Genomic DNA, 16,560 nt, shown 5'->3' with positions numbered 1-16,560 from the left:
TCTGCGAGCCTGTCGCATGCGCGCTGTGGCCTGGCGGCAGGACCTTCGTCAAGACACGCAATGACCCAAGAATCTTCAGCCGCAACCAATCGTCCAGGCAGCCTGCTCAGTTGCGAGGTGCTCGATCGCCCTCGTGTTCTCGACACGTTGGTCAACAACCTCGAAGGCATGGCCTATCGCTGCCGCAACGATGCGGCCTGGACCATGATCTTCGTCAGCCAGGGCGCGTTGGGACTGTGTGGCTACCGTGCAGCCGATTTGGTCGACGACGCCTGCATCAGCTGGGAGCAGATCACCCACCCGGACGATCGCGCACGGGTGCGGCGGGCTGTCGATGCGGCAATCATCCGCCAGGGGCGTTTCTCGACGCAGTACCGGATACGCACCGCCGCGGGCAACCTGAAGTGGGTCCTCGAACGCGGAGTGGCCGTGCCGAACGAGCAGGGCGAGATCGTCATTGAGGGGTTCATCGAGGACATCAGCGCTCAGCGCGCGGTGCTCGAGGCGCTGGAGCAGGCGGAGCTGCGCTACCGAAGCATTTTCGAGAACGCCTCCGAAGGTATTTTCCAGTCGACGCGCGATGGCCGTTACCTGGCCGCCAATCCGGCGCTGGCGCGCATCTACGGCTATGAAAGTGCCACCGAGCTGGTCGCCGACCTGGCTGACATCGAGCGTCGCCTGTATGTCCAGGGTGGGCGCCGCGAGGTGTTCTGCCAACTGATGGAGCAGCACGGTGAGGTGCTGAATTTCGAGTCCGAGGTCTATCGGCGTGATGGCGTGCGGATCTGGATATCCGAGAACGCCCATGTGGTGCGCGGCGCCAACGGCGAATTCATCTGTTATGAAGGGACGGTGCAGGACATTTCCGAGCGCAAGCATTACCAGCAGCAGCTGGAGCGCCAGGCCAACCATGACCTGCTGACGGGGTTGCCCAACCGCATCCTGCTCAATGACCGCATCGATCAGGGGCTGGCCCGTGCGGCGCGACTGGGCTACTACCTGACGCTGGTATTCATCGACCTGGACAATTTCAAGTTCATCAATGACGGTCTTGGTCACGTCGCCGGGGACGAGTTGCTCAAGAGCATTGCCAGGCGTCTGTCCGGGTGCCTGCGGAGTTCCGATACGGTGGCGCGCGTTGGCGGTGACGAGTTCGTCCTGGTGCTCAGCGACCACTATCGCGTCAGCACGGTGATTTCGCTGCTCGAACGCGTGCTGAACGAGATTCGTCGCCCGGTCACGCTTGCCGGTCGCGAGTTCCAGATCGGTGCCAGCCTGGGCGTGGCGATGTTCCCGGATGACGGCGAGGATGCGCAAACGCTGCTCAAGCACGCCGATATCGCCATGTATGCGGCGAAGAAGCGTGGCCGTAACACGTTCCAGTTCTTCATTCATGACCTTAATCGGGTCGCGGATGAGCGCTTGAATCTGGAGGCGGCGATGCGCATCGCACTGGAGCGAGACGAATTCTCCGTGCACTACCAGCCGAAGGTGGATGCCTCGTGCCGCATCGTTGGCGTCGAGGCGCTGGCACGCTGGACCCACCACGAGCTGGGTGTGATCGGCCCCGATCGCTTCATCGCCGTGGCCGAAGAGAGCGGGCTGATCATGCCGCTGACCCTGGCCATACTGCGCCAGGCCTTCAATGCCGCGCGGGCCTGGAACGAGGGGCGCGCAGTACCCTTGCTGATCGCGGTGAACCTGTCGCCGCTGCTGTTTCTCGGTGACGACGTGGTGGAGCGGGTTGCCGCGGTGCTCGACGACGCGGGGCTACCGGCAAGCCAGGTCGAGCTGGAGATCACCGAGACCGTTTTTCTCGGCGACGGCACACGTGCGGTCTCGATACTCGCCGAGTTCAAGGCGCTCGGCTTTCGTCTGGCCATGGACGATTTCGGTACCGGCTATTCGTCGCTCAGCTACCTGCGGCGTTTTCCGCTGGACATCATCAAGATCGATCGCTCGCTGGTCACCGGGCTTGAGCAGGAGGAAGAAGTGGCAATGATCGCCCGTGCTGCCATTTCGCTGGGCAAGAGCCTGCACAAGACGGTGGTGGCAGAGGGTGTGGAGAACCTGCCGCAGTTCGACTACCTGCGTCGTTACGGCTGCGACGAGTTCCAGGGCTACCTGCTGTCGCGCCCGCTGCCGGCCGAGCAGCTGACCGCCCTGCTCGAGGGCGGCGGAACCATCGAGCTGTGAGCGCGCGGCTGTCAGTCCGACTCGCCGGGAATGGCACCATCGCGCCATAGCTGCACCAGTTCCTGCGGCGCGCGATCCTCGGGGATCTGCAGAACAAGCTCGGCGTCGGCATCTTCGCGGCGGTAGTGCAGTTCGACCCGAAAGAAGCGCTGATCACCAGCGCCAACCGTCTTGCTGGCTATCGGCAGGCAGCGCTCCAGTACCGCACAGAGCGCCTGGCGCTGTGCGGCATCACAGCCGGTAAAGGCGATCTGGCGCGGTCGGGCGAGCCCTGGGCCGGCGACCAGGCCTCCTTCACGGCTCAAGCGCAGTGAGGTATCGGGTCCCAGCGGCGGCATCTTCATCTCGTCTCCTCACTGTTGCAGCACACCGACCTCGAACCAGGCCTGCTGCAGCGCGTCGACCTGCCTGGATTGCCGGCCGAACGAGCGGGCGGCGTGGCTCAGCGTTGCATTGGCGAACGTCACGAAGTCGGCATCGTTCGGCAATTGCTTGTCGCAGATGGTGTCATACCAGATGCGTCCGGCCTGTTCCCAGGCGTATCCGCCAAGCGCAGTGGCGGCCAGGTAGAAGGCGCGGTTGGGAATGCCCGAGTTCAGATGCACGCCACCGTTGTCCTGGCGGGTTTCAATGTAGTCGCGCATATGTGCCGGTTGCGGATCGCGGCCGAGCAGCGGGTCGTCATAGGTCGTGCCGGGATTGGCCATCGAGCGCAGCGCCACGCCGTTGACCTTGTCGGTCAAGAGTTCGGCGCCGACCAGCCAGTCGGCTTTGGCTGCCGTCTGGCCGAGCGCATGCTGTTTGGTCAGTACGCCGAACACATCCGACACCGATTCGTTGAGCGCCCCCGACTGGTTGAAGTAGACCAGCGCCGCTTCGCTCTCGATCAGACCGTGGGCCAGCTCGTGAGCGACCACATCCAGCGAACGGGTGAAACGCTGGAACAGTTCGCCATCGCCATCGCCGAAGACCATCTGCTCGCCGTTCCAGAAGGCGTTCTCATAGCCCTGGCCGTAATGCACGCTGCCGATCAGCGGCATGCCCAGGTCATCGATCGAGTCACGCTGGTACACCTGCCAGAAGAATGCATAGGTCTGGCCAAGCGCCGCATAGGCCTCGTCCACGGCGGGGTCGCCGGTCGTCGGCTGGCCTTCACGACGCCGCAGTGTGCCGGGGAGCCGCATCTGCTGCTCGGCATCGTGGATGCGGCGTTGCGGATGGCCGGGCGTGCGTAGCTCGCCCAGCTCGGCGATGGCGGTGGGACGAGGCGGCCCGGGGTTGGGCAGCAGGCTCAGCACATGACCGAGCGTTTCGCGGGCACAGCCGCGCAGATAGGGCGAACCGTGCTCGATGATGCGATCGAGGATGTAGGGCGGAATGAACGAGCGGATCTGCACCGGCGGAACTCCTGGCTGACGCGGCTAAGCACAGCATAGCTTCGGCCCGTGCGCCCGGCTCGACCGTCGATCACGCGGTCGTAGCGACATGCCGCGGCGATCAGGCTGCACCCTTGGCGCGATCTGCTGTCACTTGTGCTGGATCCCGTAATCGCCGTCACAGACGACGCGGGCGGTCATCTGACGAGGAGTTGCCCATGTTCGGATTGGAAGCGCTCGAGCTGGCGCGTGTTCAGTTCGCTTTCACCATCACCTTTCACATCATCTTTCCCGCGATCACCATCGGGCTTGCCAGCTATCTCGCGGTGCTCGAGGGCCTCTGGCTGAAGACCAAGCAGGAGGTCTACCGCGACCTCTACCACTTCTGGCTGAAGATCTTCGCCGTTAACTTCGGCATGGGCGTGGTTTCCGGCATCGTCATGGCCTACCAGTTCGGCACCAACTGGAGCGCTTACTCGGAGTTCGCCGGCAGCGTGACCGGGCCGCTGCTGACCTATGAGGTGCTGACGGCGTTCTTCCTCGAAGCAGGCTTCCTGGGCGTGATGCTGTTCGGCTGGAACCGCGTCGGCCCGCTGCTGCACTTCTTCTCCACCGTCATGGTCGCGGTCGGCACTTTGATTTCGACCTTCTGGATCCTTGCCTCCAACAGCTGGATGCATACCCCGCAGGGGCACGAAATCATCGATGGCGTGGTGGTGCCGGTGGACTGGCTGGCCATCATCTTCAACCCGTCGTTCCCGTATCGTCTTGCGCACATGGCCGTCGCCGCCTTTCTCGCCACGGCGTTCATCGTCGGTGCTTCGGCGGCCTGGCACCTGCTGCGCGGCAATGACAACCCGGCGATCCGCAAGATGCTTTCGATGGCGATGTGGATGGCGCTGCTGGTGGCCCCGGTGCAGGCGGTGATCGGCGACTTCCATGGCTTGAATACCCTCGAATACCAGCCGGCGAAGATCGCCGCGATGGAAGGGCATTGGGACAATTCCGAAGGTGGGCCGACGCCGCTGCTGCTGTTCGGCTGGCCGGACATGGACGCCGAAGAAACCCGCTACAAGATCGAGATTCCCTATCTCGCCAGCCTGATCCTCAATCACAGCCTGAGCGAGCCGATCCCGGCGCTGAAGGACTTCGCGCCCGAGGATCGGCCGAACTCGACCATCGTGTTCTGGACGTTCCGCATCATGGTCGCGCTGGGGCTGCTGATGATCGTCACCGGCATCTGGAGTCTGTTGCTGCGTCGCGGTGACCGGCTCTACCGCTCGCGAGCGTTCCTGCGGATGGCGCTGTTGATGGGGCCGTCCGGGCTGATCGCCATTCTCGCCGGCTGGTACACCACCGAGATCGGCCGCCAGCCCTGGGTGATCTACGGCGTGATGCGCACCGCGGACGCCGTATCCAACCATGGCGCCGGGCAGCTGGGGCTTACCCTGGCGATGTTCGTGGTCGTCTATTTCGCGGTGTTCGGTGTGGGCATGGTGTATGTCCTGCGGCTGGTGAAGAAAGGGCCGGTGATCAGCGAAGGGCGCGAGAAAGGTGCCGGCGGGCCGGGCGAGGCGCGCACGCCGATGCGTCCGCTGTCCGCCGCGGACGAGGCGATCAACCATGAACAGGGTGATCAACTGGGCGAGAGGAACTGAGCCATGGGTATCGATCTTTCATTGATCTGGGCAGTGATCATCATCTTCGGGATCATGATGTACGTGGTGATGGACGGCTTCGATCTCGGCGTCGGCATCCTCTTTCCGTTCGTGCGGGACAGCTCCGAGCGTGACGTGATGATGAACACCGTTGCGCCGATCTGGGACGGCAACGAGACCTGGCTGGTACTCGGCGGCGCAGGGCTGTTCGCCGCCTTTCCACTGGCCTATTCGGTGGTGCTGTCAGCGCTCTACCTGCCGATCATCTTCATGCTGATGGGGCTGATCTTCCGCGGCGTGGCCTTCGAGTTCCGCTTCAAGGTCACGCGCGAGCGCCAACACATCTGGGACCGGGCGTTCATCGGTGGGTCACTGGCGGCGACCTTCTTTCAGGGCGTCGTGCTGGGTGCGTTCATCAGCGGCCTGCCGGTGGAGGGGCGCGCCTATGCCGGTGGCGCGCTCGATTGGCTGACGCCGTTCTCGCTGTTCTGCGGTCTGGCGCTGATCGTCGCCTATGCGCTGCTCGGCTGCACCTGGCTGATGATGCGCACGGCCGGTGATCTGCAGAGACGCATGCATGACATCGGTATTCCACTGGTTTGGGCGGTGCTGGCCGTGACCGGCATTGTCAGCCTGTGGACGCCGCTGACCCATCCCGACATCGCCGAGCGCTGGTTCAGCATGCCCAATCTGCTGATCTTCATGCCGGTGCCGATTCTGGTGCTGCTGTGCGCTTTCGGGCTGTTGCGTTCGATCCAGCGCTATGCCAACTACACGCCGTTCCTGCTCACGCTGGCCTTGATCTTCCTCGGGTACAGCGGGCTGGGCATCAGCCTGTGGCCGAACATCATCCCCCCTTCGGTGAGTATCTGGGAGGCCGCCGCGCCTGCCGAAAGCCAGGGATTCACGCTGGTCGGCGCGCTGCTGATCCTGCCGTTGATCCTGATGTACACGGCCTGGAGCTACTACGTGTTTCGCGGCAAGGTCAGCGCCGAGGACGGGTATCACTGATGGCCCGTCGCTCGGAGGAGTCGCCGCGCGCCGGCGAGCAGAAGCCGCTGTGGCAGCGCATGGCCTGGCTGGTGGCGATCTGGAGCGCCAGTGTGCTGGCGCTTGGGGTGGTCGCGTGGTTGCTGCGGCTGGCGATGAGTGCAGCGGGGCTGGCGACGCCCTGAGCTGCGCCACGCTGGGGCAGCTCCCGCCGCGCATGGCGCGCTATAGGGCGCGACTTGGCAGCATGAGGGCAGTGGACGCGCTTAGATGGCTGTCATATCTACTTCATCGGCTGGCTGTAGCGTGGCTGGCATGAACCTTGATGGTTCATCCGGCAACCGCCCAGACAATGCAGACGATCAGGAGTCTACCGATGGACGATTATCAGGACGAGCTACTGGAATGGCATGCGGCCGAACAGGACCATCCCGATTCTGCCGAGGATGCCGTCGAGCTCTGAGGGCTCGCCCGAAACGCGTGTGTGCCGGTCAGCCGCCCCGACGCTGGGTGCGACGATAGTCACCGGGTGTCTGTCCGCTCCAGCGCTTGAAGGCGCGTTGAAACGCCTCCGCGGACGAGAAGCCGAGCAGCCAGGCGATCTCGCCGAAGGCCGATTCGGTATCGCGTATGTATGCCATCGCCAGGTCGCGCCGGGTGTCGTTGAGAATGGCGCGGTAGCTGCTGCCTTCATCGGCCAGCTTGCGACGCAGCGTCCAGGCCGGCATCTGCAGGCGTGCCGCGATCTGCTGCAGGTCCGGCTCCTGACCCTTGAGCATGGGCCCGAGAATCTGCGTGACGCGCTCGCGCAGGCTGCGGGTGCGGGTGCGCCGCTCCAGCTCGATCTCGCACAGTTCCAGCAGATGCCGCCAGGTGCCGGGACAGTGTTCTGGGTTGCGCAGGGCCAGCGTGCGCTGATCCAGCTGCAGCTGGTTGGCCTCGGCGCCGAATGTCACCGGGCGGCCGAATAGCGCTTCGTAGCGGGAGGCGTAATCCGGCGCATCGAATTCGATATGGATCGCCGTCGGCAGCAGCGGTTGGCCGCATAGCCGCTGCAGCTGGGTGACCCAGCTGGCGAGCACGGTATCGACGACGAACCGGTTGTAGGCGTTGTACGGGCTGATCGAGTAGAAGCGCAGCCAGGCGCCGGTGGCGTCCTCGTGGAAGCTCGAGCTGCCACGATAGTTGGATGCGTACAGCGGTTCGTAGCGGATCAGCGCGCGCGCCGCTTCACGTACGGTTGGCGCTTGCGCGGCGGTCAGGCCGGCAAGCCCGAGGTGGCTGGGCTTGCGCAGACGGCCCATCTCCAAACCTAGCGCGGGGTCGCCCGCCAACTGGATGGCGGCATGACCCAGGCGCATGTAGCGCGGAATCGACAGCCGTGCATGGGGTTCGGCCAGGCGCTCGGCGTCTAGCCCATAGGGGAGCAGCAGGGGTTGCGGGTCGTGGCCATGCAGCTGCAATGCTTCGCTCAGGCTGTGCAGGAAGCCGACCGACAGGTCGCCCAGGCGTATGCGCTGCACTGTCATCGGCCGCTGTCGAGCCAGAGATTCTTGACCTGCACCGGCACGCCATGTCCCGGCGGCGCCGGGCGACGCGGCGAACCGAGCAGGTTCCAGGGCACGGCGAGTGTATGCACGGCCATCTGCGGCCGGTCATCGAACCCGTTGTCCAGCGCACCCTGGCAAGCGGAGTGCGGATCCGCCAGGGCGCCGGGTAACGCGAGCAGCCTCGCTTCGGCAGGTGGGCGGTGCAGGTAGGCATCGCACCCGAGCATTACCGCCATCGGACCTGCTGGCGTGGCGATCGGGCGCCTGGGTTCAGGTATCGGGGCGACGCTGTAGCGGCGTTCGTAGCGACTGAGTGCATGTTTGTACTGCAGCGTTCCGAGGGGCTTGCCGCGGCCGTCGAATGTCAGGCTAACCTGGCGTAGCGGGCCATCGCCGATCCTCAGACGATCATTTTCCAGATAGGGCTCTGGCAGCACGATCGAGCCCGCCACCAGCGTGATGCCGAATTCCCGGGCAAGGCCGCCGAAGATTGCCTGGTAATCCTCGGCCATCTGCCGCGCCTTCAAACGCAGTACGGCGCCGGTACGGCGGTCGTCACCCTGATTGCCGGTCAGTGCGCGCAGATAGCTGCCCGGGTTGCTCAGTGCCATCCACTGCATCGCATCGCGCAGCGTGCGGGCTTGCTGCACTTCCGGCTTCTCTCCCAGAGCGAACAAGCCGGTGCCGACATGCTCCGGCAGCACGACGATGGTTCGTTCGCTCAGCATTCCGGCTTCGGCAGCCTGGCGGAGATACGTCCTGAACTTCAGTTGCAGCCGTTCGCGGCTCTGATAGTCGGCCGGTTGCAGGCGCGTTTCGATGCCCAGCAGGTTGCCCCCGGTACCCGCTTGACCCTGGCTTTCGATGGGCAGGGTGCGCAGATCGGAGAGCAGCGGGCCGCTGCGTCGGTCATGGGTCCAGTCGAGGTAGACCGCGAGCGAGACGCCGACGAGGATCAGCAGCAGGGCCAGTTTGAGCGAGAGACGCATGAGCAGGCGATGAGGATGAGCAGGGATGGACGGCGTCAGCCTAGATAAAGGTGCTGCGGTTGCCAAGCGTTTTGCGCTGAATGATCAGAAAGTTGTCACTTATGATCATTGAGCGTGGCGTATGGGCTGTTTATCGTCGCTGCATATCCGACCGCAGCCCCAAGAGGCTCGGCACCGACAATGATGAGGACACACCGATGACCGCCTTCCCGCATCTGCTGGCTCCGCTCGATCTGGGCTTCACCACGCTGCGCAATCGCACCCTGATGGGCTCCATGCACACCGGCCTGGAGGAGATGCCCAACGGTTTCGAACGCATGGCGGCGTTCTTCGCCGAGCGCGCCCGTGGCGGCGTCGGCCTGATCGTCACCGGTGGGGTAGGTCCCAACGAGGAAGGTTCGGTGCGCGCCGGTGCGGCCAAGCTGTCGACACCGGAAGAGGCCGAAGAGCATAAGATCGTCACCCAGGCCGTGCACGAGGCTGGCGGCAAGATCTGTATGCAGATCCTGCATGCCGGTCGCTATGCCTACAGCCCACAGTTGGTGGCGCCGAGTGCGATCCAGGCGCCGATCAACCCGTTCACCCCGCGCGAGCTGGACGAGGAGGGCATCGAGAAGCAGATCCGCGATTTCGTCAATTGCGCGAGTCTCGCCCAAAGTGCCGGCTACGACGGCGTCGAGATCATGGGGTCGGAAGGCTACTTCATCAACCAGTTCCTGGTCGCGCACACCAATCACCGTACCGACCGCTGGGGCGGCAGCTACGAGAACCGCATGCGCCTGCCAGTGGAGATCGTGCGTCGAGTGCGCGAGGCGGTCGGGCCGAACTTCATCATCATCTATCGCCTGTCGATGCTCGATCTGATCGAGGGCGGCAGTGTCTGGGAAGAAGTGGTGCAGCTGGCCAAGGCCATCGAGCAGGCCGGCGCCACACTGATCAACACCGGCATCGGCTGGCACGAAGCGCGCATTCCGACCATCGCCACCAAGGTCCCACGCGCCGCCTTCACCAAGGTCACTGCCAAGCTGCGCGGCGAGGTTGGCGTTCCGCTGGTCACCACCAACCGCATCAATACGCCGGAAGTGGCCGAGCAGGTGCTGGCCGAGGGCGACGCCGACATGGTCTCCATGGCGCGACCGTTCCTTGCCGACCCTGAGTTCGTCAACAAGGCCGCTGCGGGCCACAGCGAGCGGATCAATACCTGCATTGGCTGCAACCAGGCCTGCCTGGACCATACCTTCAGCGGCAAGCTGACCACCTGCCTGGTAAACCCGCGTGCCTGCTATGAAACCGAGCTCAACTACATCCCCACTACGACGGTGAAAAAGGTCGCGGTGGTCGGCGCCGGCCCGGCGGGCCTCGCCGCAGCGACCGTTGCAGCGGAGCGCGGGCACCAGGTGACGCTCTTCGACGCTGCCGGTGAAATCGGTGGCCAGTTCAACGTGGCCAAGCGCGTACCGGGCAAGGAAGAGTTCTACGAGACCCTGCGCTATTTCCAGAACCGCCTGGAGGAAACTGGGGTCGAGGTGCGCCTGAACACTCGCGCAACGGCCGAGACGCTGCTGGCGGGCGGTTTCGACGAGATCATCCTGGCCACCGGTATCGTGCCGCGCACGCCGGAGATCCCCGGAATCGACCATCCGAAGGTGATCGGCTATCTCGATGCGATCCTCGAACGCAAGCCGGTCGGTCAGCGCGTGGCGGTGATCGGTGCCGGTGGCATCGGCTTCGATGTGTCGGAGTACATCACCCACGACGGTCAATCCACCAGTCTGGATCGCGAAGCGTTCTGGAAGGAGTGGGGCATCGATCTCGGCCTATCGGCACGTGGCGGCATCGCCGGCATCCAGCCAGCTCCGCATGCACCCAAGCGGCAGGTCTACCTGCTGCAGCGCAAGAAATCCAAGGTTGGTAACGGCCTGGGCAAGACCACCGGCTGGATTCACCGTACCGGCCTGAAGAACAAGCACGTGCAGATGCTCAATTCGGTCGAGTATCTGCAGATCGACGATGCCGGGTTGCACATCCGGGTTGGCGAGGGCGAACCGCAGGTGCTGGCGGTGGATACGGTCATTCTTTGCGCCGGCCAGGAGCCGCTACGCGAGCTTCAGCAGGGGCTGGAAGCGGCTGGCGCCCGGGTGCACCTGATCGGCGGCGCCGACGTGGCAGCCGAACTGGATGCCAAGCGCGCCATCAACCAGGGTTGCCGTCTGGCAGCCGCACTCTGAACCAGCTAGGCCTGACCACTTCACGGGGGAGCACGGGTATGGAGAACAAGCTGCTGCAGCCACGAGCTGCCGAATGCCTGCAGGCCTGGCACACGATGATCGCCCAGCGCGATCTGAGCCGGTTGCCGGAACTGCTGCACACGCAGGCGGTGTTTCGCTCGCCGATGGCGTACAAGCCCTACGAGGGCGCGGCGGCGGTCAATCTGATTCTCAACACCGTGCTGCAGGTATTCGAGGACTTTCGCTATCACCGTGAACTGGTCAGCGCCGAAGGCAGCGACGTCGTGCTCGAGTTCAGTGCCAGGGTAGGGGATCGTGAGCTCAAGGGAATCGACCATGATCCGCTTCGACGAGGCGGGCAAGATCGTCGAGTTCGAGGTCATGATCAGGCCGATCAGCGGCCTGCAAGCGCTGGGCGAGGAAATGAAGCGCCGCCTTGCGGCCTACCGCGTCGGGTGATTTAGCTAAGCCCATCGCAAATCCGCGGACGTCGCGCTCTACGGCGGCCAATGCGCAGAATGGCTGCCAACCCAGTCACATTGCCTGCGCGTGCATTTCCCCTAAACTGGCGAAACCTACGGAACGACCGCAACGGATCGCCGCGCGTTCCGCCAATCGCCGGCTCGCCGTTGCGAGCGATAAAGGAAGCCGAGCATGCAGAACAAACCGCAGATGGTCGAAGCCGTGCTGTTCTTCAATGAAGGCGCCATCTGCAAGGAAATGCTGTATCCCGAATTCGAGGCAGTGCTGGACGGAGTGGTCGCGCTCCCCGAGTTCGCCGATCGCCAGATGCGCGCGGTCTACGTCATGATCAACCCGCGGTTGCAGGTTCGTGCCGCGGTGTTTTTCTGCCTCGACTTCAATGACGATGGTTCCGCCGACTCTGGCTGGAACATTCCATTGCGGCAGCTCGCCGAGCGTACCGGCAGGGGGCCGGACATGGGGGCGGGGCCGATTCGCCTGGCCTGCCGCAGCCAGTGCCCGGTGTCCTGGCACCAGATGCACATGTGGGACCCCAAGGTAACCGCCGAGCGCAATGATCTCGCCGTGTTGCGCGAGACCATCAAGCGCAACCAGCTTGGCCTCCTGGTTGATGATGATGCGCCCCAGGCAGTGCCTGCCGAGCGTTTGCAGATGGTCGCCGAGGACACCTGGTATGCCGCCGAGGCGGCAAAGGAAGCGGCGACCCGGCGCTCCGAAGCTCATGAGCGGGAGCAGCGGCAGAAGGCCGCGCTGCTGATCAAGCAGCAGCGTCAGCGTATCGCCAATCTGGAACGTTTGCGCGAAGAGGAAACGCTCAAGGCGAGCGCTGCGGCGGAGAAGGAGCGCAAGCTGCTGCAGGATGAAATCCGCTCGTTGCAGCAGCAACTTCAGCAGCAGACCGATATCAATGCCAACCTGCATGCTCAACTGACTGCACAAGGCGAAAGTTACCAGAAAGCGCGTGAGGAGATGAGCAAGCAACTTCGCACGCTGGAGGCGAACGGGCGCGTCGAGGTCAGTGCCGCTCGCGAGCAGTTCGAGCATGAGGTCCAGGCGCGCATCGCCGCGGCTATCGCCGAGTACAAGGAGCAGGTCGCGATCCGCGATGTCGAACTGGCTTACCGCAACGAGCTGGACGCGCAGCTCGAAGACGAGATTCAGCGGCTCAAAGGTGAATGTGAGGAGCTGCGGCTAAGCGGCGATCGCGTACTGGAGGAGCTGTCGCGTCAGGGCGTGGTATTCATGGCCTATCACCCTGGAGCGGGCCACCTGACTATCGCCTTGCAGGACTTGGCTCGATACCGCGCTAACCCCATGGCTTATGCCGCAGCCAAGTGCTTCGTTTCCGAAGAACAGTACCGCCAGTGGCTGGATCATTATCAGAAGCCGGCCTGTGTAGCGACGCTTGCGAGCGGTGAGCGCTGTGCCATGCCGCTGGACAAGATCGATTCGCCGAGCCGTTTCGTGATCGGTGAATCCAACTGCTGTGCCCGTCACCGGAAGGAGGACCGGCAGCGCACCGGTAGCTGAGCCACTTGTCTGGTCCGATTTCACCCGAGCTGGATGCACCGCTGAGTTTGCAGCCGCTGTCGTTGGACTGGCTGCAGGCCGCCGGCGTGGAGGCCGTGGTGCTGCGGCTCGATCTGGTGGATGCCGAGCTGTCGGGTAACAAGTGGTTCAAGCTCGTCAAGCATCTGGAGGCTGCTCAACGCAGTGGAGCGGGCGGCCTGATCAGCCTTGGCGGAGCTCATTCCAACCATCTTCATGCGCTGGCGGCTGCCGGTCGTCGCTTCGGCCTCGAGACGGTCGGGTTGCTGCGCGGACATGCACAGGACACGCCTACCGTCGTCGATCTGCAGACGTTCGGCATGCGTCTGCACTGGCTGGGCTATGGCGGTTATCGGGCGCGCAATCTCCCCGACTTCTGGCACCACTGGCAGGAGCACTATCCCGGTTACTACTGCGTTCCCGAAGGTGGTGGCGGCTTGCTCGGTGCGCTGGGCTGCGTGGATCTGGTCGGGCGGTTGCGTTCGGCACTGGACCAAGTGGGTTGGCACGATTACGACGCGGTCTGGCTCGCCGCCGGCACCGGCACGACGCTGGCCGGGATCGCCATCGGCGAGGCGGGACGGCACCGGGTATTCGGCGCGCTGGCCGGTCCGCCCTCACATGCGGTCGACAGCCGTGTCGCCACGTTGCTGACAGAGGCCGGCGCAACAGAGGCCGACTATCACCTTCTGGATGCGAGCCGCGGCGGTTTCGCTCGGTTCGACAGGGAGCTCGCCGGTTTCATTCAGCTGACCGAGCGTGACTCGGGTATCCCTCTGGATCCCATCTACACTGCAAAGGCGATGATGGCATTGCGCCTTTATGTCGAGCGCGGGTATTTTCCATCGGGCACACGCCTGGTGTTCGTTCACACCGGCGGTTTGCAGGGCTGCCGCGCTGCCCAGGCGCAGCTGGAACGGCTGTTGGATGGATAGAGCTTTGGATTTGTCAGGATGAACAAACCGCTACACCCCGATCAGCTGCGTAATCTGGTTCCGCTGAATGAGTTGTCCACCCGTCAGCTATGGGACCTGCGTGCCCGTCTGCAGCCTGCGGTCCTGTCCGCTGGGCAGGTATTCGAGCGAGGGCAGGGCTCGACACGCGATTATCTGCTGACGGGGCGGTTGCTGCTGGTCGATTGCGATGGCCTGGAGTCGCTCCTGCTCGAAGGCAGCCCGGAGGCGTCGCATAGCCTTTCGCCAAACCTGCTGCGCGAGGTGCGCGCGGTGGATGACTGTCTGATGCTGTCGATCGACAGCCATGAACTGGACCGTCTGCTGTCCTGGCGTCAGGCCCTGCAGGATGTGCTGTTGGAGCTGTCTTCGGATGACGAGGTGGGCGACTGGCTCGAGCGGCTGCTGGACAACCCGTTGTTCGCTCAGGTCCCGCCGGCGAACATCCGCAGCATGCTGAGCCGACTGGTGAGCATTGACGTCGCGGCGGGCCAGACCCTGCTGAACGAAGGTGATGTCGGCGACTGCTGTTATTTCCTCAAGAGCGGTCATGCCCAGGTACTGAAAAACACCGACAGTGGCCAGCAGCTGCTCGCCGAGCTGGAGCCCGGCGCCTGCTTCGGCGAAGAGGCGCTGCTGGAGGAGCGGGCACGTAATGCCAGTGTCGTGATGATCGAGGATGGCTGCGTGCTGCGCCTCGACCGGTCCGACTTCATCGAGTTGCTCAAGGCGCCGGTCGTGGCTGAGGTCGAACTGGAGCGGGTGGCCGATTTGTTAGGTTGCGGCGCCCAATGGCTGGACGTGCGGCCGCTGGATGACTACGAGCGGGGGCATGCCATGCAGGCGCTGCATATGCCCTTGCATTTGTTGCGCCTGAAGACCCGTCTTCTCGACCCGCGACGCACCTACCTGTGCTATTGCGAAAGCGGCAAGCGCAGCGCCAACGCCGTATTTCTGCTGACCCAGCTCGGCTTTACCGCCTATGCATTGCGGGGCGGGCTCGATGCGCTCGATGCCGAAGATCGCGATGCGCTGCTCTGGGAGTGCGGTACCGGTTACCTGGCGCGGTCCGATGGTCGCATCGAGCGCAGCCTCTGATCCATCAGGCTGCGCCTCGGCGCAGCACCGTATGGCGACGAATCTCCCGGCGAGCGCTGCGCGCCAGTCGCACGCTGAGCAGCAGCGCGGCGCAACTCAAGCCGGCGATCAGACCCTGCCATAGTCCGCTCGGCCCGCTCGCCGGGCCAAGGTGATCGGTCAGCCCCAGCAGATATCCGACCGGCAATCCGATGCCCCAATAGGCGAACAGCGTGTAGACCATGGTCATGCGGGTGTCCTGATAGCCGCGCAATGCGCCAGCCGCGGTGACTTGCACCACATCCGAGAACTGGAACAGTGCCGCATAGAAGAACAGGCCGGCGGCGACTGCGATCACCGCCGGGTCCGGAGTATAGATTCGTGCGATCTGCTCGCTGAACAGCAGCATGGCGCTGGCCGAGAAGCAGGCATAGACCAGCGCCGCGGCGATCCCTACACCGGCGACGAAACGGGCGTCCCGCGGGGCGCTGCGACCCAGCTCCTGCCCGATGCGCACGGTTACCGCCATGCCCAGCGACAGCGGGATCATGAAGATCAGCGAGGTGAAATTCAGTGCGATCTGGTGCCCGGCAACCACCGTCGCACCGAGCGCGCCGATCAACAGCGCGATCACCGAGAAGATGCTCGCCTCGGCGAACACGGCGATGCCGATGGGGACGCCGACCGACAGCAGCCGACTGAGAATCGGCCAGCGCGGCCCTTCGAAGTGGGCGAACAGCTGGCTCGCCTGGTAGGCCGGCGCGCGCTTCACCCACAGGCTCATCGCCGTCAGCATGAACAGCATCACCAGCGCCGTGGAGACGCCGCAGCCGACGCCGCCCAGTGCCGGCATGCCGAGCTTGCCGTAGATGAAGACGTAATTCAGCGGGATGTTCAGCAGCAGGCCGAGGATGCCGATGACCATGCTCGGCCTTGGGTGACCCAGGCCATCGCTGAAGCAACGCAGCACCTGATACAGCGCGACGGCCGGGAAACCGCAGGCGACGGCGCGCAGGTAGGCCATGGTCGGGTCGATCAGCGCGGGTTCGACACGCATCAAGTGCAGCACCGGCTGGGCGTTCCACATCAGCAGCGCACTGATGATGCCGATACCCACGCCCATCCACAGGGCCTGGCGCACCAGCGGGCCGATTTCGGCATGCTGACCGGCGCCGAAGCGCTGGGCAACGTTGGGCGTGGTGGCCAGGGTGATGCCGCTGACCAGCAGGTAGACCGGCACCCAGATCGAGTTGCCCAGCGCGACGGCAGCGAGATCATGCGGGCTGACACGGCCCGCCATCACGGTATCGACGAAACCCATGGCGGTACTGGCCAGCTGGGCAATCATCATGGGTAGGGCGAGGGCGAAGAGGGTGCGCAGTTCTAGGCGGACCCGTCTGAGACGCAGCTCAGTGGGCATTGCGAGGCGTTCCGGTTGTATACAAGAAACGCGCTAGTCTACGCCGGGTCTCCGTACTCAGGAAGGCGGCAAAGCAGTGGCGGGCCGTCTAG

The 16,560-nt window shown here is 64.2% G+C and carries 13 protein-coding genes and 1 pseudogene; 9 read left to right on the top strand and 5 right to left on the bottom strand.

From position 1 onward, the window contains the following. The first annotated feature begins 60 nt into the window (after window positions 1–60). The gene (locus HZR81_RS20900) at window positions 61–2,196 is read left to right on the top strand and encodes a putative bifunctional diguanylate cyclase/phosphodiesterase (protein WP_267937777.1); all 2,136 of its coding nucleotides are present in this window, start codon (window positions 61–63) and stop codon (window positions 2,194–2,196) included. Between the two features lie 11 nt (window positions 2,197–2,207). Here the strand turns inward: HZR81_RS20900 and HZR81_RS20895 are convergent, their stop codons facing one another. Together HZR81_RS20895 and HZR81_RS20890 are read right to left on the bottom strand one after the other, a co-directional pair. Continuing rightward, on the bottom strand, window positions 2,208–2,540 hold the full coding sequence (locus HZR81_RS20895) for a protealysin inhibitor emfourin (protein ID WP_500129146.1): 333 nt from the start codon (window positions 2,538–2,540) through the stop codon (window positions 2,208–2,210). 9 nt (window positions 2,541–2,549) lie between these two features. Beyond that, window positions 2,550–3,593, bottom strand: a complete 1,044-nt coding sequence (locus HZR81_RS20890) for a M4 family metallopeptidase (RefSeq protein ID WP_500129145.1) — start codon at window positions 3,591–3,593, stop codon at window positions 2,550–2,552. A gap of 197 nt (window positions 3,594–3,790) precedes the next feature. On the opposite strand from HZR81_RS20890, the gene HZR81_RS20885 reads away from it, so the two are divergent. The 3 genes from HZR81_RS20885 to HZR81_RS20875 are packed head-to-tail and all read left to right on the top strand — an operon-like array spanning window position 3,791 to window position 6,405. After that, window positions 3,791–5,230 (top strand): cytochrome ubiquinol oxidase subunit I, encoded by a 1,440-nt coding sequence (locus HZR81_RS20885; protein WP_500129143.1) that lies wholly within the window; start codon window positions 3,791–3,793, stop codon window positions 5,228–5,230. A 3-nt stretch (window positions 5,231–5,233) separates the two neighbouring features. Then, window positions 5,234–6,241 (top strand): cytochrome d ubiquinol oxidase subunit II, encoded by a 1,008-nt coding sequence (gene cydB, locus HZR81_RS20880; RefSeq protein ID WP_102841329.1) that lies wholly within the window; start codon window positions 5,234–5,236, stop codon window positions 6,239–6,241. Further along, window positions 6,241–6,405 (top strand): DUF2474 domain-containing protein, encoded by a 165-nt coding sequence (locus tag HZR81_RS20875; protein ID WP_133456960.1) that lies wholly within the window; start codon window positions 6,241–6,243, stop codon window positions 6,403–6,405. The genes cydB and HZR81_RS20875 overlap by 1 nt, the downstream gene beginning before the upstream one ends. Before the next feature lie 306 nt (window positions 6,406–6,711). Here HZR81_RS20875 and HZR81_RS20870 read toward each other — a convergent pair whose 3' ends face one another. Both HZR81_RS20870 and HZR81_RS20865 read right to left on the bottom strand, forming a co-directional pair. Next, the gene (locus tag HZR81_RS20870; RefSeq protein WP_500129140.1) at window positions 6,712–7,749 is read right to left on the bottom strand and encodes an AraC family transcriptional regulator; all 1,038 of its coding nucleotides are present in this window, start codon (window positions 7,747–7,749) and stop codon (window positions 6,712–6,714) included. Continuing rightward, on the bottom strand, window positions 7,746–8,759 hold the full coding sequence (locus HZR81_RS20865) for a carbon-nitrogen hydrolase family protein (RefSeq protein WP_500129139.1): 1,014 nt from the start codon (window positions 8,757–8,759) through the stop codon (window positions 7,746–7,748). The genes HZR81_RS20870 and HZR81_RS20865 overlap by 4 nt, the downstream gene beginning before the upstream one ends. A gap of 197 nt (window positions 8,760–8,956) precedes the next feature. Between HZR81_RS20865 and HZR81_RS20860 the strand changes: the two genes are divergently transcribed. The 5 genes and pseudogenes from HZR81_RS20860 to HZR81_RS20840 all read left to right on the top strand — a co-directional run bounded on the left by HZR81_RS20860 (window position 8,957) and on the right by HZR81_RS20840 (window position 15,069). Next, entirely contained in the window at window positions 8,957–10,987 is a 2,031-nt protein-coding gene (locus HZR81_RS20860) for an NADPH-dependent 2,4-dienoyl-CoA reductase (RefSeq protein ID WP_063543443.1), read from the top strand. Window positions 10,988–11,025: 38 nt separating this feature from the next. Further along, window positions 11,026–11,446: pseudogene (locus HZR81_RS20855) on the top strand (nuclear transport factor 2 family protein). A gap of 195 nt (window positions 11,447–11,641) precedes the next feature. Further along, the gene (locus HZR81_RS20850) at window positions 11,642–13,000 is read left to right on the top strand and encodes a chromosome partitioning protein ParA (protein ID WP_500129138.1); all 1,359 of its coding nucleotides are present in this window, start codon (window positions 11,642–11,644) and stop codon (window positions 12,998–13,000) included. Window positions 13,001–13,005: 5 nt separating this feature from the next. Beyond that, entirely contained in the window at window positions 13,006–13,953 is a 948-nt protein-coding gene (locus tag HZR81_RS20845) for a 1-aminocyclopropane-1-carboxylate deaminase/D-cysteine desulfhydrase (protein ID WP_500129137.1), read from the top strand. Window positions 13,954–13,971: 18 nt separating this feature from the next. Then, on the top strand, window positions 13,972–15,069 hold the full coding sequence (locus HZR81_RS20840) for a cyclic nucleotide-binding domain-containing protein (RefSeq protein ID WP_500129136.1): 1,098 nt from the start codon (window positions 13,972–13,974) through the stop codon (window positions 15,067–15,069). Window positions 15,070–15,073: 4 nt separating this feature from the next. On the opposite strand, the gene HZR81_RS20835 is transcribed toward HZR81_RS20840, so the two are convergent. Then, entirely contained in the window at window positions 15,074–16,468 is a 1,395-nt protein-coding gene (locus HZR81_RS20835) for an MATE family efflux transporter (RefSeq protein WP_500129135.1), read from the bottom strand. Window positions 16,469–16,560 lie beyond the last annotated feature (92 nt).

Origin of the sequence: Pseudomonas sp. LM13 (assembly GCF_041381355.1) — a bacterium.
In the GTDB taxonomy this organism is placed as follows: Bacteria; Pseudomonadota; Gammaproteobacteria; order Pseudomonadales; family Pseudomonadaceae; genus Stutzerimonas; species Stutzerimonas frequens.
This window is presented reverse-complemented; position numbering and strand designations above follow the sequence as displayed.

Coding starts and splice junctions, on each gene's coding strand:
- HZR81_RS20900 (WP_267937777.1), top strand. CDS start 61: ATGACCCAAGAATCTTCAGCCGCAACCAATCGTCCAGGCAGCCTGCTC.
- HZR81_RS20895 (WP_500129146.1), bottom strand. CDS start 2,540: ATGAAGATGCCGCCGCTGGGACCCGATACCTCACTGCGCTTGAGCCGT.
- HZR81_RS20885 (WP_500129143.1), top strand. CDS start 3,791: ATGTTCGGATTGGAAGCGCTCGAGCTGGCGCGTGTTCAGTTCGCTTTC.
- cydB (WP_102841329.1), top strand. CDS start 5,234: ATGGGTATCGATCTTTCATTGATCTGGGCAGTGATCATCATCTTCGGG.
- HZR81_RS20875 (WP_133456960.1), top strand. CDS start 6,241: ATGGCCCGTCGCTCGGAGGAGTCGCCGCGCGCCGGCGAGCAGAAGCCG.
- HZR81_RS20870 (WP_500129140.1), bottom strand. CDS start 7,749: ATGACAGTGCAGCGCATACGCCTGGGCGACCTGTCGGTCGGCTTCCTG.
- HZR81_RS20865 (WP_500129139.1), bottom strand. CDS start 8,759: ATGCGTCTCTCGCTCAAACTGGCCCTGCTGCTGATCCTCGTCGGCGTC.
- HZR81_RS20860 (WP_063543443.1), top strand. CDS start 8,957: ATGACCGCCTTCCCGCATCTGCTGGCTCCGCTCGATCTGGGCTTCACC.
- HZR81_RS20850 (WP_500129138.1), top strand. CDS start 11,642: ATGCAGAACAAACCGCAGATGGTCGAAGCCGTGCTGTTCTTCAATGAA.
- HZR81_RS20840 (WP_500129136.1), top strand. CDS start 13,972: ATGAACAAACCGCTACACCCCGATCAGCTGCGTAATCTGGTTCCGCTG.
- HZR81_RS20835 (WP_500129135.1), bottom strand. CDS start 16,468: ATGCCCACTGAGCTGCGTCTCAGACGGGTCCGCCTAGAACTGCGCACC.